Source organism: Methylocystis sp. SB2, assembly GCF_049817085.1.
In the GTDB taxonomy this organism is placed as follows: domain Bacteria; phylum Pseudomonadota; class Alphaproteobacteria; order Rhizobiales; family Beijerinckiaceae; genus Methylocystis; species Methylocystis rosea.
In genome coordinates, this window is sequence record NZ_CP187401.1 from 800,035 (window position 1) to 819,426 (window position 19,392).

At 63.7% G+C, this 19,392-nt stretch carries 19 protein-coding genes; 7 read left to right on the forward strand and 12 right to left on the reverse strand.

Going from position 1 to position 19,392, the window contains the following annotated elements; translation table 11 throughout:
- The first annotated feature begins 251 nt into the window (after window positions 1-251).
- From ACPS74_RS04120 to ACPS74_RS04130, 3 genes are all read left to right on the forward strand, one after another.
- Window positions 252-1,547: an SDR family oxidoreductase gene (locus tag ACPS74_RS04120; RefSeq protein ID WP_029651780.1), complete on the forward strand. Its 1,296-nt coding sequence runs from the start codon at window positions 252-254 to the stop codon at window positions 1,545-1,547.
- Window positions 1,544-2,014, forward strand: a complete 471-nt coding sequence (locus ACPS74_RS04125) for a DUF2269 family protein (RefSeq protein WP_029651781.1) — start codon at window positions 1,544-1,546, stop codon at window positions 2,012-2,014. Before ACPS74_RS04120 ends, ACPS74_RS04125 begins: the two co-directional genes overlap by 4 nt.
- 320 nt (window positions 2,015-2,334) lie before the next feature.
- A complete protein-coding gene (locus tag ACPS74_RS04130; RefSeq protein ID WP_029651783.1) occupies window positions 2,335-3,510 on the forward strand; it encodes an amidase in 1,176 nt (391 codons plus the stop codon).
- Between the two features lie 134 nt (window positions 3,511-3,644).
- On the opposite strand, the gene ACPS74_RS04135 is transcribed toward ACPS74_RS04130, so the two are convergent.
- The 6 genes from ACPS74_RS04135 to ACPS74_RS04160 all read right to left on the reverse strand — a co-directional run bounded on the left by ACPS74_RS04135 (window position 3,645) and on the right by ACPS74_RS04160 (window position 9,443).
- Complete coding sequence (locus ACPS74_RS04135) at window positions 3,645-4,028, reverse strand: low molecular weight phosphatase family protein (protein WP_370646339.1); 384 nt, start codon at window positions 4,026-4,028, stop codon at window positions 3,645-3,647.
- A gap of 72 nt (window positions 4,029-4,100) precedes the next feature.
- On the reverse strand, window positions 4,101-5,528 hold the full coding sequence (locus ACPS74_RS04140) for a hypothetical protein (protein WP_029651785.1): 1,428 nt from the start codon (window positions 5,526-5,528) through the stop codon (window positions 4,101-4,103).
- A gap of 83 nt (window positions 5,529-5,611) precedes the next feature.
- Window positions 5,612-6,091: a UPF0262 family protein gene (locus tag ACPS74_RS04145; RefSeq protein ID WP_018408731.1), complete on the reverse strand. Its 480-nt coding sequence runs from the start codon at window positions 6,089-6,091 to the stop codon at window positions 5,612-5,614.
- A gap of 2 nt (window positions 6,092-6,093) precedes the next feature.
- Window positions 6,094-7,395, reverse strand: a complete 1,302-nt coding sequence (hisD, locus tag ACPS74_RS04150) for a histidinol dehydrogenase (protein WP_029651786.1) — start codon at window positions 7,393-7,395, stop codon at window positions 6,094-6,096.
- 28 nt (window positions 7,396-7,423) lie between these two features.
- Entirely contained in the window at window positions 7,424-7,912 is a 489-nt protein-coding gene (locus ACPS74_RS04155; protein ID WP_029651787.1) for a DUF2948 family protein, read from the reverse strand.
- 238 nt (window positions 7,913-8,150) lie between these two features.
- Window positions 8,151-9,443, reverse strand: a complete 1,293-nt coding sequence (locus tag ACPS74_RS04160) for an adenylosuccinate synthase (protein ID WP_029651788.1) — start codon at window positions 9,441-9,443, stop codon at window positions 8,151-8,153.
- Window positions 9,444-9,610: 167 nt separating this feature from the next.
- On the opposite strand from ACPS74_RS04160, the gene ACPS74_RS04165 reads away from it, so the two are divergent.
- The 3 genes from ACPS74_RS04165 (at window position 9,611) to ACPS74_RS04175 (ending at window position 11,083) form a co-directional block, all read left to right on the forward strand.
- Entirely contained in the window at window positions 9,611-10,084 is a 474-nt protein-coding gene (locus ACPS74_RS04165; protein WP_029651789.1) for a YgaP family membrane protein, read from the forward strand.
- A gap of 229 nt (window positions 10,085-10,313) precedes the next feature.
- Window positions 10,314-10,637 (forward strand): hypothetical protein, encoded by a 324-nt coding sequence (locus ACPS74_RS04170; protein ID WP_029651790.1) that lies wholly within the window; start codon window positions 10,314-10,316, stop codon window positions 10,635-10,637.
- Window positions 10,638-10,651: 14 nt separating this feature from the next.
- On the forward strand, window positions 10,652-11,083 hold the full coding sequence (locus tag ACPS74_RS04175; protein ID WP_029651791.1) for a hypothetical protein: 432 nt from the start codon (window positions 10,652-10,654) through the stop codon (window positions 11,081-11,083).
- A 29-nt stretch (window positions 11,084-11,112) separates the two neighbouring features.
- Here ACPS74_RS04175 and rlmH read toward each other — a convergent pair whose 3' ends face one another.
- The 4 genes from rlmH to ACPS74_RS04195 form a co-directional block, all read right to left on the reverse strand.
- Window positions 11,113-11,592: a 23S rRNA (pseudouridine(1915)-N(3))-methyltransferase RlmH gene (rlmH, locus tag ACPS74_RS04180; RefSeq protein WP_029651792.1), complete on the reverse strand. Its 480-nt coding sequence runs from the start codon at window positions 11,590-11,592 to the stop codon at window positions 11,113-11,115.
- Window positions 11,593-11,658: 66 nt separating this feature from the next.
- Entirely contained in the window at window positions 11,659-12,087 is a 429-nt protein-coding gene (rsfS, locus tag ACPS74_RS04185; protein WP_029651793.1) for a ribosome silencing factor, read from the reverse strand.
- Window positions 12,088-12,521: 434 nt separating this feature from the next.
- A complete protein-coding gene (locus ACPS74_RS04190) occupies window positions 12,522-13,493 on the reverse strand; it encodes a quinone oxidoreductase family protein (protein ID WP_029651794.1) in 972 nt (323 codons plus the stop codon).
- Entirely contained in the window at window positions 13,486-14,199 is a 714-nt protein-coding gene (locus ACPS74_RS04195) for a CDP-alcohol phosphatidyltransferase family protein (RefSeq protein ID WP_029651795.1), read from the reverse strand. The genes ACPS74_RS04190 and ACPS74_RS04195 overlap by 8 nt, the downstream gene beginning before the upstream one ends.
- A gap of 132 nt (window positions 14,200-14,331) precedes the next feature.
- Between ACPS74_RS04195 and ACPS74_RS04200 the strand changes: the two genes are divergently transcribed.
- Window positions 14,332-15,609 carry an FAD-dependent monooxygenase gene (locus tag ACPS74_RS04200; protein ID WP_036242229.1) on the forward strand — a complete coding sequence of 426 codons (1,278 nt, stop codon included), beginning with the start codon at window positions 14,332-14,334 and terminating at the stop codon, window positions 15,607-15,609.
- A gap of 33 nt (window positions 15,610-15,642) precedes the next feature.
- On the opposite strand, the gene ACPS74_RS04205 is transcribed toward ACPS74_RS04200, so the two are convergent.
- Both ACPS74_RS04205 and putA read right to left on the reverse strand, forming a co-directional pair.
- Window positions 15,643-16,149 (reverse strand): Hsp20/alpha crystallin family protein, encoded by a 507-nt coding sequence (locus ACPS74_RS04205; protein ID WP_029651797.1) that lies wholly within the window; start codon window positions 16,147-16,149, stop codon window positions 15,643-15,645.
- Window positions 16,150-16,291: 142 nt separating this feature from the next.
- Window positions 16,292-19,360 (reverse strand): bifunctional proline dehydrogenase/L-glutamate gamma-semialdehyde dehydrogenase PutA, encoded by a 3,069-nt coding sequence (gene putA, locus ACPS74_RS04210; RefSeq protein WP_029651798.1) that lies wholly within the window; start codon window positions 19,358-19,360, stop codon window positions 16,292-16,294.
- Window positions 19,361-19,392 lie beyond the last annotated feature (32 nt).

Below are 19,392 nucleotides of genomic sequence, written 5' to 3' on the forward strand. Positions count from 1 at the left end.
CGCAACTTAATATGTGAGGCGCGCCATGCCTCGGCTCGCAGAGACAGCACTGATCCTGTTCCTATTGGCGACGGTGAACGCCAGCCTGTTCGGCATCATCTATAAAATGCTGCGCTAGGCGGCCGCGCTGGTCGGCGTCGGCTTATGCGCTACTTTCGCCGACACGGATTGCCTAGCGCGGCAGTGACGGCCGTTTCGTCTCCCGCGCGTCGCACGATCAACATTACGACTAGACCAGCCAAGGCGGACCAATGAAAGTTCTTCTGATTGGTGCGACCGGCCTCATCGGCTCAAGCCTTCTCGCAAAACTTCTCTCAGCCGGCCATGCGGTGATCGCCGTGTCGCGCGGACGCGCAAATGTCCGACGGCAATTTCCTCAGGCGCAATGGGTGTCGATCGATCTGAGAAGCGTCGACTCCGCGCAAGAATGGACGCCCTATCTCGAGGGCGTCGACGCCGTCGTCAATTGCGCGGGCGTGCTTGGCGGAAGCGGCTCAGATTCCACTAACGCCGCGCATGCCAAAGGTCCAGCGACGCTGTTCGCGGCCTGCGAACAGGCTGGCGTCAAGCGCGTCATTCATTTCTCCGCCGTCGGCGTCGACCGGCAGACGCCAAGCGAATTCTCAAAGAGCAAGGCGGAGGGCGACGCCGCCCTAAAAGCGACGGGACTCGACTGGGTCATTCTGCGGCCTTCCGTCGTCCTCGGGCGCCGCGCTTACGGCGGGAGCGCGCTGTTTCGGGGACTGGCGGCGTTGCCGCTTCTCCCCCGCTTCCGGGACGCGGGGGAACTGCAGATCGTCCAGCTCGACGACGTCGTGGCGACGGCGCTTTTTTTCCTCGCCCCCTCGGCGCCGGCGCGTGTGGAGCTGGAGATCGTCGGACCGCAGCGCCTGACCTTCAACGAGGTCGTCGCGATCTATCGCAAATGGCTCGGATCGCGTCCCGCCCAGCTCGTCGACGTCCCCGACCGGCTGATCGACTGGATGTATCGCCTCGGAGATTTCTTCGCCTGGCTGGGATGGCGCACGCCGATCCGCAGCATCGCAAAACAGGAAATGGTCCGCGGCGCCATCGGCGATCCCACGCAATGGACAGACATGACGGGAATCAAACCGCAGTCGCTTGAAGCGGCGCTTATGGCCGAACCCGCCGACGTGCGCGAAAAATGGTTTGCACGCATCTACGCGCTTAAACCGCTGATCTTCGCCGTGACGGCGCTGTTCTGGATTTCGACCGCGCTGGTCTCTTACGGACCGGGATGGGACATTGGGCTCGGGCTTTTGTACGAGGGCGGACTGTCAGGCCCAATCGTGCCGCTGGCCGTAATCGCGGGCGCCACCTCCGATCTTATCATCGGCGTCGCCATCGCCTTTCGCCGCACATCGAAGATTGCGCTGCTCGCCGCGCTCATCTTATCCTTCGTTTACCTCATCCTCGGCACCATCCTCGTGCCGCGACTTTGGCGGGAGCCGCTAGGGCCGATGTTGAAGATCTGGTCGGTGATGGTGCTCAACGTCGTTTCTCTGGCGATTGTCGACGACCGGTGATTTATCTCCTCCTCAAATACATTCACATCATCGGCGCCGCAGTTTTGCTTGGCACGGGCGCCGGAATCGCGTTCTTCATGCTGATGGCGCATTTCTCCCGCTCCGTGCCGGTCATCGCCGGGGTGGCGCGCATCGTCGTGATCGCGGACTTCGTCTTTACCACTTCGGCCGTGGTGGTTCAGCCCATCACCGGCGTCGCGCTCACCTGGCTGGCCGGCTATTCGCTCACCGAAGGCTGGATCGCGCTTTCAATCGCGCTGTACCTTTTGACCGGCGCGTTCTGGTTGCCTGTCGTGTGGATGCAGATGCGTATCCGCGATCTCGCGCAAGCTGCGGTAGCGGCGAACCAGCCGCTACCGCAGATCTATCATCGATTTTTCTGGTGGTGGTTCGCTTTCGGCTTTCCGGCGTTCGGCGCCGTTATGACGATCATATGGCTGATGATCGCCAAGCCGCTGATCTTCTGACGCCGCGCGACCGTCCCCAGACGCGCGAGGGTTTGCCTATCGCGTGTACCAGACGTAGATGATGGAAAAGGCCAAAGCCAGCGCAAAGCCAATCATGACGTTGCGTATAAAGCCCCCGCCGAACTCATCCATGTTGCGTCTCCAATGGTCGCGCGCCGCAGCGGACAATCTGGCGCAAGCCTGCGAATGGCGCAACAACAGTCTCCCCGCGGCGTCTGCATTTTGTCTCGCCACATTCTTCAGTATAGTCGCGCCCATCAGGCGCTATTTGGATTCCCGCCGCGCCCGCCTATAGACCCGCCGGAAGGAAGGATGCCGCGATGAAGGACGATCTCGGCGCGCTGTCCGTCGTTCTCAACCGGAGCACGGAAACGCCGGGACGACTGTCCGGCGCGAGCTTCGTCGTCAAGGAGAACATCGACGTCGCGGGAAACGTCTCGGCCAACGGCCATCCGAAATGGGCGGCGACCCACGCCCCTGCCGAGCGCGACGCCCCAGTCGTCGACCGATTGCTCAATGCGGGCGCGCGGCTCGTCGGCAAGACGCAAATGGACGAGATGGCCTATAGCCTGCTCGGCGCCAATCCGCATTACGGCACGCCGATCAATCCGGCCGCGCAAAATCGCCACCCCGGCGGCTCGTCTTCAGGCTCGGCGGTCGCTGTCGCCGCCGGCCTCGTCAATTTCGCCATCGGCACCGACACCGCGGGCTCCTGCCGCGCGCCGGCGGCCTTTTGCGGCGTTTTTGGCTTCCGCGCGTCGCATGGCGCAGTTGCGATGGATGGAATCATTCCGCTTGCGCCGTCCTTCGACGCCATCGGCTGGTTCGCCCGCGACATCGGCGTCATGGCCTCCGTCGGCGAGGCTTTGTTGCCGGAAAACGCGGAGAGCGCCGAGTTCAAAGAAGCCCTGCTGCTCACCGACGCCTTCTCGGGAGTCGAAATGGACTTCGCTTCGGCGGCGGCGGATCCCGTCGACGCTCTGAAGGCGTTCGGCTCCTGGCGCGAAGCGACGCTCGGCGACGACTTCTTCAAGACGGCGCTCGGACATTTCCGCAACATGCAGGCCTTCGAGGCCTGGGCCTCGCATGGCGCGTGGATTTCGGCGAACAGCCCGACTTTCGGCAAGGGCGTCGAGCAGCGTTTCGCCTATGCGGCGAAAGTCACGGCCGACCAAAAGAAAGCCGCAGAAACCTTCCGCGAGGAGGCGCGCAAGCAAATCGACGCGCTCCTCGGTTCGCAAGGCTTCCTTGTGTCGCCGACGGCGCCGTTTCGCGCGCCGCTGCTCACCGAAAGCGAGGAGACGCTCGACGCCAAGCGCTATCAGATGATGCGCCTGTTTCTCATCGCGAGCTTCTTTGGCCTGCCGCAGATCAGCATTCCTCTTCCGACGAGCGATGCGCCCGTTGCGCTCTCTTTCATCGGCCGACGCGGTTCGGACCACGCGCTAATCGCCCTTGCGCAACGCTTCTGCGCGCAGATGAAGCCGTCTCTTTGAGTTTTTTCTATACGCAACCGGTTGTCATTCCCTTCAGGGAATCCAGAGCAAAATCCTCTCCGCGTCGCAACTCTGGATTCCCGATCGCGCTTCGCGCGTCGGGAATGACATAGCGGAAGCCCCCCGACACGTAATCATCCGCTCAGCGGCGGCCCGTGTCCGAGCAGCTCCTTGATCCGCCCCGTCAGCCGCTCGCGCACGTCGCGATAGGAGTCGAGAATGGCCTCGCGCGAGCCCTGCGCGGCGGTCGCGTCTGGCGTCGGCCAGTAGACGACGTCGACGGCCATCGTGCGCGTAAACTCCAGCGCCTTGTGATGCGCCTCGGGCGACAGCGTCACGATCAGATCGAAATTGGAATCTTCGAGATCTTCGAACGTGTGCGGCTTATGCGCTGAAATGTCGACGCCGATCTCGTCCATCGCCGCGATGGCGAAGGGGTCAGGGGCGCCGCGCTTCAGACCAGCGGAAGCGAAATAGGTTTCGCGGCCAAAATAATACCGCGCGATCGCCTCCGCCATCGGCGATCGCACAGTGTTCAGCGTGCAGGCGAAAAGAATGGATTGGGGGCGCGCCACGTTGCTCACGCATTCTCATCGCTGGCTTTGCGCTGACTGACGGTCTCGTTCGATGAACGCCGCAAGCTCCTTCGTCTGGTCCGTGAACAGCTGCAGTTCATTGATGTCGAGCGGCTCGCTTACATGCTGCATCAGCAGCAGATCTCGCCCCTCGGAGAAGGCTGGCGCCAGCCCGCAATAGAAAAATCCCTGGCGCCGCGCGCTCTCAACCAGGAGCGGCAAGCCGGGGTCGTCGACATGCGCGGAAAGCTGCACGGCGCGCGCGCCGAGCCCGCTGACGTCGCTCACCGCCTGGCTCAATTCGATGCTGGCGTTCGATCCGATCATCTCGAAGCGAATCCTGCCATAGCCCCATGGGTTGACCATGACGCTCGTCATCGACCGAGTCTCTGTTGGCGTTCCGCTCTCGCGTAGAGAAACGCCGACGCCGAGACGGCCGTATGTCGTCGTCATGACGTCGCGATACGCCGCAGGCGCGACGATCTCGCATGCCCGCCCGGTTTCCAGGAAGCGGAACGTCAGCAGAAAACTCTGGCGCTGTCCGGCCGTCGGCACAGGCAAGTCTTTGGAATGCAGCGACTCGGACGCCGCGCCGAGCAGAATCGCGCATGTGGGCATGCCGGCCCGCTCGTCGTTGCGCTGTGAAAATGTATGAGTCGTCACCGGCTCGGCGTAGATTCCGACGAGCCCGAGTTTCGTGGCTTCGTCCGTCAGCCGCTCGGTCATGCGCTCCAGGAGATGACGTCCTCGGTAGGACGGAAGCACGACAGCTTCGCCGCGTTCGGCGATCGCCGCGCCGGGTTCGCGCTCGAGCGCGACATGCCCGACGACCTCGCCCCGCGCATCGCGGGTCACGACCGGAATGAGTTCTCCGCTTTCGACCTTCCGCCAATAGCGGTGCGGCGAAAAGACTTCCCGATGAACGTAATTGCGTCCATAGACCGCCAGGAAACAACGCGCGATCGCCGCCGAATCGCTCTGCTGAGGCACGTCGATCCGCACCGTTTCCGTCGTCTCTGCGGCCTCGGCGATCGGCTCTTCGTTATGTTCTGTCCCTTCGCGAGAAGGCTCGAAACCGCGATGGATCGTGATCTCCCATCCGTCGACGCCGCGCTCCCGGTAGGATAATCCCGCATCTCGCCGCAGCTGCGCGCTGAGCGAACCGACGACGGCGGAAAACCGGGAATGGCCGTTGAGCAGAATCCGTGCGCGCGCCTCGCCTTTGGAAGAGGACAGAAGAACCGCCGCGCGCTCGGCGTTCGTGCGTGACCCGCAGAGAATCTGCCATGTTTGTGCGGCATCGGCGGCGATCAGGCTGGCGGTCATCGGCGGAACCCCTTCGACCAGCGACGCTTCGCGAACGAAGGCGCGGAGCAGTTCGCCCCCTTCCGCTTCCATCGACAGCCGCAGCTCGGCGAAATGATCCGAATTACCTTTGCCCATGCGGATGATTCCATGATGACAATGTGACAGCGTCGAGCGCTGCGCCGCGCAGCGCTGTCATCCTTGGCGACCGAGCGCGGCGCTCAGCCCTTCCAGTGCAGCGCCGTGATCAGCGTGAAGATACGGCGCGCCGTATCCTGATCGGTGTCGATCTTGCCTTTCAAGCGTTCGAGGAGAAGCTGCGCGCCTTCGTTATGGAGGCCGCGACGCCCCATGTCGATCGCCTCGATCCTGCTCGGAGTCGCATGGCGGATCGCCGCGTAATAGCTTTCGCAGATCATGAAATAATCTTTGAGAATGCGCCTGAAAGGCGTCAGCGAGAGAATGTGCGTGACGAGGCAGACGCCCTCCGCGTCGCAAATCTTAAAAACCAGTTTGGCGTCAACGAGCGAGATCAGCAGCTCATAAGGTCCGCCATGATGGCCAATCAGCGCGAAACTGTTTTCCTCGATGAGATCGTAGATCGCGATGGCGCGCTCATGCTCCTGATCCGCCGAGCCGCGGCCGATCGAGTTTTCGTCGAGCGTGACGGAGATCAGCCGCTTCGACTCGTTTGACTCCACCCTCACGCCTCGAGCTGATTGAGGCGGATCGACACCGAACGCGCATGGGCCTGCAAGCCTTCGGCCTCGCCAAGCGTGACGGCGGCCGCGCCGATGGCGCGCAGCGAGTCCGCGTCGCATTTCAGGATCGACGTGCGCTTGACGAAGTCGAGCACGCTCAGACCCGACGAGAAGCGCGCCGATCGCGCCGTCGGCAGCACATGGTTCGAGCCGCCGACATAATCGCCGACGGCTTCCGGCGTATAGGCGCCGATGAAAATGGCGCCGGCATTGGAAACGCGCGCGGCGAGGTCCTCGGCGTCTTCGCTGATGATCTCAAGATGTTCGGCGGCGATGCGGTCGGCGAGCGGAAGCGCGTCGGCGAGCGTCTTCACGATGATCGTCGCGCCATAGTCGCGCCAGGAGGCGCCGGCGATCTCCTTGCGCGACAGCGTCGAGAGATGCCTCTCGACGGCGGCCACGACCGCGTCGGCCAGCGAGGCTTCGTCGGTGATCAGGATCGATTGCGCGGACTCGTCATGCTCGGCCTGCGCAAGCAAGTCGGCCGCGATCCAGTCGGGATTGGCGCTCGCGTCGGCGAGGATCAGCACTTCAGAAGGGCCGGCGATCATGTCGATGCCGACCTGACCGAAGACGCGGCGCTTCGCCGCCGCCACCCAGGCGTTGCCCGGCCCGACGATCTTGACGACGGGCGCAATCGTCTTCGTGCCATAGGCCAGCGCCGCCACGGCTTGCGCGCCGCCGACGCGGTAGATTTCGTCGATGCCGGAACGCTTGGCGGCGGCGAGCACCAGCGGCTCCACATGGCCGCCGGGCGTCGGAACCACCATGACAATGCGTTTCACGCCGGCGACCTTCGCCGGCACGACATTCATCAGCACGGAAGACGGATAGGCGGCGGTGCCGCCGGGCACGTAGAGCCCCACCGAGTCGAGCGGGGTCCAGCGCCAGCCGAGCTCGACGCCGGCGGCGTCCCGAAAGCGCAAATCCTGCGGCTTCTGCCGCTCGTGGAAGGTGGTGATGCGATCGAGCGCGAGATCGAGGGCCGCGAGCTGCTCGGCGGAGCATTTGGCTTCCGCCGCCGCGACCTCCTCGCGGGAGACGGCGATGCCGGTCGCCTCAAGGTCGATGCGGTCGAAGCGCTTGGAATAGTCGACAAGCGCCGCGTCTCCGCGCGCGACGACGTCCTCGATGATGCCGCGGACCGTATCGTCGACATCCTGCGACGCCTCACGCTTCATGGCGAGCAGCGACGCGAAACGCTGTTCGAAATCGGGCGCCGCGGCGTCCAAACGCAGGGTCATGATCCTCTCCAGCCGGGAAGTCCGGCTGTCATGGCCCTCGGGGAGCGTGCTCGTCAAGTTCGCCGCTGAAATCATGGCTCGGCCGGGCGGCGACCTTCCAGCGCGGTCCCACGTCGCAAAGTTGCGCCTCGACGCATTCGACGTCGAGCGCGATGGACGCGCCGCCGGCGAAAAAGAGCCGGATGACTCCCGACGGGGGCTCGGGGTCGGGCTCGAAGGTGACCGCCAGAAGTTCGAGGATCGCGTCGGGGTGGTCGCGGCAGATGCGCTGGCAGCGCACGCGCTGCACGCCTTCGAAATGCAGGCCGCAACGGCAGCGCTCCAGTCGGCCGTCAAGTTCAGCGGCCCAGTCGAAACGCGACCCCACCATGGCGAACCGGCGCTTTTCGGCAAGAAAGGCGATGTCGCCGACGCGCACCAGGGCGTCCTGCAGATGCGCCGAGAGGAGCGAAAGATCTTCGCTGTCGAGCGCGTGCAGGCGCAAGGCGAACTCACAAGGCCGATTGGGTGGTTCCATGTCCTCTCCTCCTTCGCCCGATATGGCGAAGGATGGGAGGGGCCGCAACCCTATGGGCGGCGGCAGCGTCAATATTGGATAGCGCCCTGGACGATATAAAAGAGACGAGCGTTGTGCCGCGCAATCCCCTCCCCTTTACGGGAGGGTGGCGAGCGAAGCGAGCTGGGTGCGGTTTAATCACCCCCACCCGATCGCCTTCGGCGATCGACCTCCCGGCAAGGGGGAGGTAAGTCCGCGCTCAATCCTGAAATGGATTGTGCACGAGAATCGTGTCGTCGCGTTCGGGGCTCGTCGAGAGCAAAGCGACCGGCGCCTCGATCAGCTCCTCGACGCGACGCACATATTTGATCGCCTGCGCCGGCAGATGCGCCCAGGAACGCGCGCCGCTCGTCGATTCCTTCCAGCCGGGGAAGCTTTCATAGACCGGCTGCACGCGCGCCTGCGCCGCCTGCGAGGCCGGCAAGCGCTCGATGCGCCTGTCGTCGAGCATGTAGTGCGTGCAGATTTTGATCTCGTCGAAACCGTCGAGAATATCGAGCTTCGTCAGCGCGACGCCGTTGATGCCGGACGTCTTCACCGCTTGGCGCGTGAGCACGGCGTCGAACCAGCCGCAGCGGCGCCGCCGTCCGGTGTTGGTGCCGAATTCGCGGCCGCGATCGCCGATCAATTGGCCGATCTCGTCATGGAGTTCCGTCGGAAACGGGCCGCCGCCGACGCGCGTCGTATAGGCCTTGGCGATGCCGAGCACATAGCCGATCGCGCCGGGACCAAGTCCCGAACCGCTCGCCGCCGACGCGGCGACGGTGTTGGACGACGTCACATAGGGATAGGTGCCGTGGTCGACGTCGAGCAGCACGCCCTGCGCCCCCTCGAAGAGGATGCGCTTACCGGCGCGGCGATTGTCCTCGAGCAGCTCCCACACCGCGTCCATGAACGGCAGGATGCGCGGCGCGACGGACATCAGCTCCTCGCGCAGCGCGGCGGGGTCGACCTCGGGCAGGCCGAGGCCGCGCCGCAGCGGATCGTGATGCGCGAGCACGCGCGCGATCTTGTCGTCGAGCAGATCCGGCTCGGCGAGATCCATGAGGCGGATCGAACGGCGGCCGACCTTGTCCTCATAGGCGGGTCCGATCCCGCGCTTCGTCGTGCCGATCTTGGCGCCGCCGCCTGCGTCCTCGCGATGCGCGTCAAGCTCACGGTGCAGCGAAAGGATCAGCGGCGCGTTTTCCGCGATCTTGAGATTCATCGGCGAAATGGCGACGCCCTGCTCCCGCAGCCGGTCGATCTCGCCGACGAGGAAATGCGGGTCGACGACGACGCCATTGCCGATGACGGAAAGCTTTCCCGGCCGCACGATGCCCGAGGGCAGCAGCGCAAGCTTATACGTCACGCCGTCGATGACGAGCGTGTGCCCGGCGTTATGGCCGCCCTGGAAGCGTACGACGACGTCAGCCTCGAGCGACAGCCAGTCGACGATTTTGCCCTTGCCCTCGTCGCCCCACTGGGCGCCGACCACCGCCACATTCGCCATGGCCGTATCTCGATCTCCAAATAGAAAAAGCCCCGCGCGTAACGCCGGGGCTCGTTACCGCAGGGGTTTAGCGCATGCCGCCGAGAGCGTAAAGGCCGCCGACGGTCCGAAAATCAGGAACTTCGAGCGGCCTTTTCGGTTGGAAACAAATAAGGGGAGGTAGATGCATGCCGACCACGGTCGCTCGCGTTGCACAAAACACCGATGAAGACATCAATCGCGCCATTCGCAAGGAAACGCAGGCGCGGCTGTCCTATTTCGCCAAACACCCGGAGAAGATCGACGAACGTCTGGAGGAGCTTGATCGGGAGTGGGACATCGAGCGGGCGCTCGAAGCCAACGCCTCCTCGGTGGCGCTCGTCGGACTGGCGCTCGGCTTAACGTCCGATCGCCGCTGGCTGGCGCTGCCGGTTCTCGTCAGCGGCTTTCTGCTCCAGCACGCGCTGCAGGGCTGGTGCCCGCCCTTGCCGCTCCTGCGTCGAATGTCGTTCCGAACCGCCGAGGAAATCAGTCAGGAGCGCAACGCGCTCAAGGCGCTGCGCGGCGATTTCGATAAGGTGAAGAAGGCCGGCGACAGGGTGCAGGAGGCGGCGCGCGCCGCCGGGCTCGGCTGCGAGATGCACGGGCGTACCGTGCATTAGGAGCGCGCGGCTCGACAAGAATTTGCGCGATCTCGACGTGAACGAAACAGCGGAGGGAAAGCGACGCGCGAAAAAAGCGCGCGCATGTATCCAAAGGTACATTCAATTTGGCGCGCAGCCAGTTTAGCTTGGCGCCGAAGATTGCATTGCTGACAGCTTGGCTGTCGAGGGGCGATCTTTTTTGCCCTGTCGCATTTGCCGATAAGTTTCAATAAGCAGGGGTTTCACAATGAAAAAGCCCGTTTCCATCTCCATAAGCAAGTTCACTGAATCCGTTCAGGCCGCCGTGAAGGCCGCGAGCGCGAAACATCTAAAATTCAAATTGGAGGTTCCTGACGCCGTTTCGATGTCTTATTTAATTCGCGGCATTCCCGTTCCAGAGTCGATCGCTTCACAAGTGACGCTTGGCGAGACGCAGGCGCTTGCCAACGACATCGCAGGCCATCTGGGAGCGTTCGCGGGCGAACAGGGCGGCGCGGTCTATTCCATTGGTCGCCACATCATTGTCGGAATTCCCGTTCCCCCTGAAATTCTTCAGCTTGAACAAAAATAGCTGGATCCAAGCCCATGTCGAAACTTTGTCCGAGCGCGCAGCCCGGCATGGATCGAGCGATGGTCTTGGGCGTCGTTCAGCAGGACGGGCCGAGTCCCGTCGTCCAATATCTGAACGAGCGGCTTCCTGCGACGCCCGAGATCCTTGCCCTGTCCGCCCCTTTAAAGCCGACCGAAGTATTTCGACTCGCGGCGACATGCGCTGAGCACAAATGTCCGCACTTCGACGGCGCAGATTGCCAGTTGGCGACGCGAGTCGTGAAAATGCTGCCCACTGCAGTCGACAGTTTGCCGCCGTGCGCTATCCGAAAGGAATGCCGCTGGCATGCTCAGGAGGGCGAAGCGGCGTGCAAACGATGCCCTGAGGTCACCACTGTGAGCTACGACTTGTCGCAGCATGCGCGGGACGTGTCAGGTCTGCCGGTTGTCGAGGAGTCGATAGGGTAACCGCTTCGCGGGGGGATACCGCAGCCATCTTATTGCCGATGATACGGGTGCCCCGACAAGATCGTCATCGCCCGATAAATCTGCTCCGCCGCGAGGATGCGCGCCAGCTGATGCGGCAGCGTCATCGCGCCGAAGGACAAGACGGCCGTCGCTCGCGCGCGCACGCTCTCGTCGAGCCCCTCGGCGCCGCCGATCGCAAACCACAGCGCCTTGCAGCCTCTGTCGCGTTCGGAGGCGATGAATTGCGCGAAGGCTGCGCTTGTCTCCGCCCTGCCCCGTTCATCAAACGCCGCCAGCCGCGATTCGGCAGGCAGCGCCGCAAGCAGTTCCATCGCTTCGCGCGATGACCGCTCGGCGCTGGAGGAGGCCTTGCTCTCATCGATCTCTTTAAGTTCGAGACCTTCGAGGCCCAGCCGCCGCAAGGCGCTGATGCGCTCGGCATAGCGCGAGAAGAGCTCTCGCTCGGGACCCGCCTTCAGGCGGCCGACGCAGATCAGTCCCAGTTTCATCCAACGCCAGGCAAGACGGAGGCGAGATGGACAAGCGATCCCAAGGGGCGCTTGCGTCCGCTCCCGTCAGACCAGGCGAATCTCCAGCGGTCGGTCGCCGCCCCACATCTTTTCAAGATTGTAGAACTGGCGCACCTCGGGCCGGAAGATGTGGACGATGACGTCGCCAGCGTCGATCAGCACCCAGTCGCACTGGGACAGGCCTTCGACCCGCGGAGCAATGACGCCCGCCGCCTTCAGGGCCTTGATCGCTCTGTCGGCTATGGCGCCGACATGCACGGTCGAACGGCCCGTCGCGATGATCATGTCATCGGCGAGCGCCGTTTTTCCACGCAGATCGATGGAGACGATGTCCTCGGCCTTGGTTTCGTCCAGGCTGGCGAGAACCTTTTGCACGATTGAGCCGGTCAATTGGGCGCTTGCGCCAATTTCCGGTCGGAGCGGCCCAGGAGCCGCACCCGGATGAACACCTGTCGACAGCGTTGCAACCCTCATGCTTCGCGGCCCAAAGCCCGGAAGAGAGCCCGCCGCCACACAAGGATGGGGCTCTTGCTGAAAAATTGCAATAGAAACTGCGGGGTTGCCGAGGGGGGCTAAGAAAAAAGCCCGGCTCAAGCGCCGGGCTTTGGAAGGCGGTTCGGGCTAATCGAGAGGCGGGAGGAACCTCAAAGCCGGAACAAGAAAAGCATAATCGATTTGCGCCAAAAGCGTAGGACGAAATTGCCGACACGCCGGTCGGCGGCGCGAAAAGCGGGGAAAAACTGCTGAATTCATGCCGCGAGAGGCGCGCCGCCAGCGTCCGATTCGGCTAAGTTAACAAAGCGTTGCGAAGCACATCAATCGGCCCAGTGCTCAAATTGCAACACATGTCAAGTTTGTCGCTGGAGCCCCGGTTGAGCCCTGCTTTCGCCGGTCCCTTTATGGCGAAATCAGGGAATTAGGACCATCGACCCGCTGGTGGCGCGCGATTCGAGCGCGGCGTGCACCTTGGCCGCGTCGGCAAGCGGAAAACGCGCCGGCTCGGCGATAGTCACGAATCCTCGCTTCGCCGCATGGACGAGATCGTCCATCATCTCCTCATAGTCGCGCCTGCGCGCGATATGGGTGAAAAGCGAGGGGCGGGTCGCATAGAGCGATCCTTTCAGCGCCAGAAGGCCAAGGTCGAAGGCCGCGATCGGACCGGAGGCTGAGCCGAAGCTGACGAACATGCCGAACGGCTTCAGGCAATCGAGCGAAGCCGGAAAGGTCGCGCGTCCGACGCCGTCATAGACCACGTCGCACAGCTTGCCCTTGGTGAAATCGCGCACGCGCTCGACGAAATTCTCCTCGCGATAAAGGATGGTGTGCTTAGCGCCTGCGTCTTCTGCGATCTTGGCCTTCTCGGGGGAGCCAACCGTCGCGATGACCTTCGCCCCGAGCGCATCCGCCCATTGGCAGAGGATCTGCCCAACGCCGCCGGCGCCGGCATGGACGAGAACGCGATGGCCTTTCTCCACCTTGAACGTCCTGCGCAGGAGATATTGCGCCGTCAGCCCTTTCAGCATCATCACCGCGCCCTGCTCGTAGCTGAAGGATTTCGGCAGATGGACGACTGAGCCGGCGGCGATGTTGCGCGCCTCCGAATAGCCGCCAAGCGCGCCGACATAAGCGACCCGATCCCCCACCTTGAAGTTCTTCACATTCTCGCCGACGGCGATCACCTCGCCGGCGCCTTCATGTCCGGGGACAAACGGATATTCGGCCGGATAAGCGCCGGTACGGCGGTAGACATCTATGAAATTGACGCCAATGGCGGCGTGGCGGATTTGCACGTCGTCGGCGGTCGGAGCTGGCAGATCAACGTCTTCCATGACGAGCGCATCCGGCCCGCCGGGCTGATGCACGCGAATCGCTTTAACCATCGACCTCTCCTTTCGCGATCGCGCCGCCCTCACGAAAAAGCGGCAAAGTCAGAAAATAGCATCCCGTCGCGACCAGAGCCGCCTTTACGAGGACGGAGGCCGCCGCAAGATCCTGTGCGACCGCCGCGATCGCCGCCGCGCCCCAGACGCCGGTGACGAGGAGCGTTACCAGTCGCAGCCGCTGAACGCGCAGCGGATGAACGAAGACGACCGGAATGAACATGAAAGCCGCCGTCACGAGAACGACCGCGAGACTGGCGCCCGCCGCCGGCCGCAGCACGAGAAGATAGAAGACCACGATGTTCCACAGCGACGGAAATCCGCGAAACCAATAGTCCGTCGTCTTCATTCGCCGATCCGCGAAATAGAGCGCCGAACAGGCGCAGACCGCGGCGCAAACGGGGCCGACGAGCGCCGGATCCAAGAGACCGGAGCGCCACAGCGCCACAAGCGGCGTGACCACATAGTTGAGAAAGTCGACGACGAGGTCGAGCGCGACGCCGTCGATGAAGGGCGCCGTCTCCGTCACCTTGAAATGCCGCGCCAGCGTTCCGTCGACGGCGTCCACGACGAGCGCCGCGCCGAGCCAGGCGAACATCGCTGCAAAGCGGCCGTCCGCCGCAAGGAATAGCGCAATCAGGCCCAGCGCCGCGCCGCTCGCGGTGAAGAGGTGGACGGAAATGCCGATGAGACGAGAAGACGTCACGGGCGCGGAGGATTGGAGAAGCGGGACGTCAGCCTACCACCGCCCTCGCGCCGAGCCAAAGCCATCCTGTTTGTCCGTGCTGCTCGCGCTCCGAAGACTCTCCCGCTATAACAGGCAAAGGAGACGGATGAGATGAACGCGGCGCAAGAAAACACCAGATCGGACATTCTCGTCGCCGGCGCCGGGGCGACCGGCCTCGCAGCGGCGCTGGCCTTCGCGCGCGGGGGATTCAAGACGACGCTCGCCGGGCGCATTCCGCCCCCGCTGCCGGGCCGCACCGTCGCCTTGTTCGAATCATCCGTCCGATTTCTCGATGCGCTCGGCGCGCTAGAGCGCGTCAGAGCGCGCGGCTGCGCCGTCGAAGCGATCCACATGATCGACGACACCGATCAGTTTCTTCCGGTTCCGGAACTCAGCCTGCGGGCGCGCGAGATCGGTCTGCCGGCGCTCGGCGTCAATGTGTCGAACGACGACCTCGTCGCGATCCTGCTGGATCTCTGCCGCGGCCGCCCTGAGATCGCGTTCGTCGACGCCGACATCGCGGATTATGAATTCAGCAGCGACGGCGCCGTCGCCATTCTCTCGGACGGACGCCGGCTCCAGTCGGACTTCATCGTTGCGGCGGACGGGCGCAATAGCCGCGCCCGTGCGGTCGCCGGCATCGACGTGAAGGAATGGACCTATCCGCAGATCGCGCTCACGATGATGCTGCGCCACGAGTTCCCGCACGAAAATGTCTCGACGGAATATCACACGCGCTCGGGCCCTTTCACGCTGGTGCCGCTGCCCGCGCGAGAGGATGCGCCGAATCGTTCGAGCCTTGTCTGGCTGATGAGCGTCGCCGACGCGCGGCGGCGTCTCGCCAAGCCCCGCGAAGAGCTCGAATATGAAATCGAGGATTACGCCAAGTCGGAACTCGGCACGATGCGCATCGAAGGCGATATCGGGCAGTTCCGCATGGGCGGCATGCAGGTTTCGAAACATGCCACGGGCCGTCTCGCGCTCGTCGGCGAGACCTGTCACATTTTTCCGCCGATCGGCGCGCAAGGACTGAACCTAAGTCTGCGCGACGTCGCCGATCTCGAGGATTGTCTCGCCAGCGTCGATCTCAAGAATCCGCGTGAATTGTCTCGGGCGCTCGCCCGTTACGACCGTCATAGACGCGCCGACATCGGCTTTAGAACGCATGGCGTCGACCTGCTCAACCGCTCGCTCATCATTCCCTATTTGCCGGTGGATTTGCTGCGCGGCGCGAGCTTCATCGCGATGGCGGCGCTCGGGCCGCTGCGGCGCGCGGTCATTCGCGAGGGCGTGTTGCCGCATCTCGTTCTGCCGCGCCTGATGCGCCGGCCGGCGCAGAAGCCCGAAGTCGCCGGCGCTCCGCACGGACGCGCCGGCCTGCGATCTTAGAGGCTGCATTTGAGCGCCGCGTCTCACGCGGCGCTACTTCGCTGCAATCTCGATCTTCTTTTCTTCCTTCTTGGACTCGGGCATTTTTGGCAGCTGGATTCTCAGCACGCCCTTTTCGAAATCCGCCGTGATCTTGTCCACGTCGACTCCCTCGGGAACCCGAAAGGCGCGGCGGAAGGAGCCATATCGGCGCTCGGAACAGAAATAGCCTTCCTTTTTCTCTTCCTTTTCTTCGCTCTTTTCGCCCGAGATCGACAAGACGCCGTTCGCAAGCTTCACATCGACGCTCTTTTCATCGAGCCCCGGCAGTTCGGCGGTGATCTCGTATCCACCGTCCTTTTCAACAAAATCGACAGGGGGGCTCGCTGACCACTGCGACATCATCCGGTCGAACGGCTGAAAGTCGGCGAGGCTTCGGCGCGACGGAAATTCGTCGAACAGGCGATCGAATTGACGCCGGAATGATTCGATTGGATGCCAATCGAAAACGCCGGTCTGCGCGGACTCTCTTGACGCCGGCAGCTTGCTTTGTTCGGCCATGCTGATCTCCCTCATGAACGGACGATCGCCAAGCAACCGAAAATTCAGCAGCAATGGCGCTGACGATCGACGTGGAAACGTTAGGGACGTGGAGCGTCAGAGGCGTGACTTCAAGCAGTGATTTTGCGCCAATTTGTCGCGATCACTCGTCGGATTCTCCGAGCGACAGCAGTCCTGCGTCGCCCCCAGAGGACGCGGTATTGATCGTCAGCGTCGTCTCATGAAGGAATCGCAGGAGATAATCCGGCCCGCCCGCCTTTGGGCCGGTGCCGCTCAAGCCGAATCCGCCGAAGGGCTGACTGCCAACGACGGCGCCGATCATGTTGCGATTGACGTAGATGTTGCCGGCCGAGGCTTTGCGCGACAACTCGCGAATGCGCTGCTCGATGCGCGTATGCAAGCCGATCGTGAGTCCGTATCCGCCCGCCTCGATGTCCGTGAGAAGTTGCGGCAGGCGCTCCGAACGCCACGTCGCGACATGCAAGACCGGTCCGAAGATCTCTTCCTGCAAATCCTCGACGCGATCGAGTCTGACGATATGCGGCGCGACGAAAGTTCCCGTCGAAGGCGCAACGCCAGCGTAAAGAATTCGCCCGGCGGCGCGCTGACGCGAAAGATAGGCGTCGAGTTTGTCCTTCGCCTCGGCGTCGATCGCCGGGCCGACATGCGTGCCGATCTCGCGCGGATCGCCCACGCGCAACTCGCGCGCAGCGCCAATCAACGTCTCCAGACAGGCAGGCGCAATCTCCTCTTGCACACACAAGAGCCGCAAGGCTGAGCACCGCTGGCCCGCCGATCGGAACGCAGACGTCATGACGTCGTCGACGACCTGTTCGATCAGCGCCGTCGAATCGACAATCATCGCATTGATCCCGCCCGTTTCAGCGATGAGCGGCGCGATCGCGCCATCTCTCTCGGCGAGCGTGCGATTGATCCGATGGGCGACTTCGACCGAGCCCGTGAAAACGACGCCGGCGGTCAGCGGATCGGCGACGAGCGCGGCGCCAATGGCGCCATCGCCCGGCGTAAATTGCAACGCGTCCTTCGGAACGCCGGATTGGCGCAAGAGGTCGATCGCCATGGCGGCGACGAGCGGCGTCTGTTCGGCGGGCTTGGCGATGACGCAATTTCCCGCGACCAGCGCCGCTGCGACCTGACCAATGAAAATCGCGAGCGGGAAATTCCAGGGCGAAATGCAGATAAAGACGCCGCGTCCATGCCGGCGCAGGACATTGGCTTCGCCCGTCGGGCCCGGCAGCGGCATGTCGGGGCAGAGAATTCGCGCCTGGGCCGCGTAATAGCGGCAAAGATCAGCCGCCTCGCGAACTTCAGCGAGCGCATCGTCGAGAGTCTTACCGCCTTCGCTTTGCAACAAGGCGATCAATGGGCCACGCCGCTCTTCGATGAGATCAGCCGCGCGTTCGATCATCCGCGCCCGCGCCTCGAATGGAGTCCTGGACCAACCCGGGAAGGCGCGCGCGGACGTCGCGACCGCAGCATGCGCCCCAGCTTCATCGGCCTCGACCACTTCTCCAACGACGGCGCCGTCGATCGGCGACAGGACCGGGCGCGCCGCAGCACGCGACTCGACGCTCGGTCGCGCGTTAGGCGGCGGAGCTGGCGCGCGCGTCTCGCTAATCAGCGCCGCAAGCGCGGTCCGATCGCCAAATTCCACGCCTTTTGAATTGGCGCGTTGCGGCAGGTAAATCTCGCTCGGCAGCAGAAGGCGCGGATGGCGCGCGCGATTTGGCGCGCCGAGCGCTTCATAAGGGTCCGCGATAAGCGCGCTCTCCGGCGTTTCGGGATCGGCGGCGCGCGCGACGAAAGAGGAGTTGGCGCCGTTCTCGATCAAGCGCCGCACGAGATAGGCGAGAAGATCGCGGTGCGGGCCGACCGGCGCATAGATTCGAACGGCGGCGTCGCTCATTTCCGCCAGCGACTCATAGAGCGACTCGCCCATCCCGTGCAGGCGCTGAAACTCGAAGTCGCGCCGCGCGCCGGCCATCGCCAGAACGGCGGCGACGCTGCGCGCGTTATGCGTGGCGATTTGCGGGAAGAGACGCGGTTGGTCGAAGAGCCGCGCCGCGCAGGCGTCGAAATTGAGATCGGTCATCGCCTTGCGCGTGAACACGGGATAATCGGCGAGACCGCGCTCCTGGGCGCGCTTGATTTCGCTGTCCCAATAGGCGCCCTTGACGAGACGCACCATGAAGCGTCGATGGTTCGCTTCCGCGAGCGAGGCGACATAGTCGATCGCGGCCATCGCGCGCTTCAGATAGGCCTGCACCGCGAGCCCGAATCCGTCCCAGCCGGAAAGCGACGGGTCTTCGACGACGCGTGCGAACACGTCCAGCGAAAGTTCGAGTCGATCCGCCTCCTCCGCATCGATGGTGAAAACGAGATCGCGATCTTTGGCGAGGCGCGCCAGGTCAAGCAACCGCGGCGGCAATTCACGCAACACGCGTTCGCGCGAAATCGCCTCATAGCGCGGATGCAGCGCCGAGAGCTTGATCGAAATTCCGGGGCGCACAGGAAGTTCGGCGCTTCCGGCCGAGTCGCCGATGGCGCGAATGGCGTGGGCGTAGGCCTCAAAATAGCGCTCGGCGTCTTCCGCCGTCCGCGCCCCTTCGCCAAGCATGTCGTAAGAGAAGCGTTCGCGCCGTCCCTGCTCCCGTCTGATCGCCGCTTCGATGGTTTCGCCAAAGACGAAATGAGCGCCCATCAGCCGCATCGCCTGACGCGCGGCGGCGCGCAGCGCCGGCAGGCCAAGACGCCGGGCAAGGTCGGCGACGAGCCCGCGCGGCTCCGTGACGTCAACGATGCGCGCCGAAAATCCCAGCGCGAAGGCGCAGGCCTGAATGAGCAGCGCGTCGCTCGATGTCTCGTGATGGGAGAAATCGCCCTCGGCGAGCTTATCCGCAAGGAGTTGATCGGCCGTCGCGTCGTCCGGCACGCGCAACAGCGCTTCGGCGAGCGCCATCACCGCCAGTCCCTCGCGCGAGGAGAGGGAGAATTCGTGAAGGAAATCTTCGACGCCGCCGAGCGGATCGCGTTGGGCGCGAATACCGCGCACGAGCCTCAGCGCAGCTTCTTCTACGACCCGTTGCGTCCCAGCATCCGGACGCGAACCGAGGAAGGCTTCAGCGAAGCTCTCGTCGGGAGGCGCGTATGGCGCCGCAAAGGGCGCAGGCCGATCGTGTTTTCGATTCATTCGCCATGGAACCGACCGCGCCCGCAGGGCTC

Bases quoted from the DNA above. Each gene is read 5' to 3' on its own strand.
- ACPS74_RS04200 (WP_036242229.1), top strand. From the start codon at position 14,332: ATGAACGCGGCGCAAGAAAACACCAGATCGGACATTCTCGTCGCCGGC.
- rsfS (WP_029651793.1), bottom strand. From the start codon at position 12,087: ATGAGGGTTGCAACGCTGTCGACAGGTGTTCATCCGGGTGCGGCTCCT.
- ACPS74_RS04160 (WP_029651788.1), bottom strand. From the start codon at position 9,443: ATGGCGAATGTGGCGGTGGTCGGCGCCCAGTGGGGCGACGAGGGCAAG.
- ACPS74_RS04135 (WP_370646339.1), bottom strand. From the start codon at position 4,028: ATGGCGGAGGCGATCGCGCGGTATTATTTTGGCCGCGAAACCTATTTC.
- ACPS74_RS04205 (WP_029651797.1), bottom strand. From the start codon at position 16,149: ATGGCCGAACAAAGCAAGCTGCCGGCGTCAAGAGAGTCCGCGCAGACC.
- rlmH (WP_029651792.1), bottom strand. From the start codon at position 11,592: ATGAAACTGGGACTGATCTGCGTCGGCCGCCTGAAGGCGGGTCCCGAG.
- ACPS74_RS04190 (WP_029651794.1), bottom strand. From the start codon at position 13,493: ATGGTTAAAGCGATTCGCGTGCATCAGCCCGGCGGGCCGGATGCGCTC.
- ACPS74_RS04170 (WP_029651790.1), top strand. From the start codon at position 10,314: ATGAAAAAGCCCGTTTCCATCTCCATAAGCAAGTTCACTGAATCCGTT.
- ACPS74_RS04155 (WP_029651787.1), bottom strand. From the start codon at position 7,912: ATGGAACCACCCAATCGGCCTTGTGAGTTCGCCTTGCGCCTGCACGCG.
- ACPS74_RS04165 (WP_029651789.1), top strand. From the start codon at position 9,611: ATGCCGACCACGGTCGCTCGCGTTGCACAAAACACCGATGAAGACATC.
- ACPS74_RS04140 (WP_029651785.1), bottom strand. From the start codon at position 5,528: ATGGGCAAAGGTAATTCGGATCATTTCGCCGAGCTGCGGCTGTCGATG.
- hisD (WP_029651786.1), bottom strand. From the start codon at position 7,395: ATGACCCTGCGTTTGGACGCCGCGGCGCCCGATTTCGAACAGCGTTTC.
- putA (WP_029651798.1), bottom strand. From the start codon at position 19,360: ATGAATCGAAAACACGATCGGCCTGCGCCCTTTGCGGCGCCATACGCG.
- ACPS74_RS04120 (WP_029651780.1), top strand. From the start codon at position 252: ATGAAAGTTCTTCTGATTGGTGCGACCGGCCTCATCGGCTCAAGCCTT.
- ACPS74_RS04175 (WP_029651791.1), top strand. From the start codon at position 10,652: ATGTCGAAACTTTGTCCGAGCGCGCAGCCCGGCATGGATCGAGCGATG.
- ACPS74_RS04130 (WP_029651783.1), top strand. From the start codon at position 2,335: ATGAAGGACGATCTCGGCGCGCTGTCCGTCGTTCTCAACCGGAGCACG.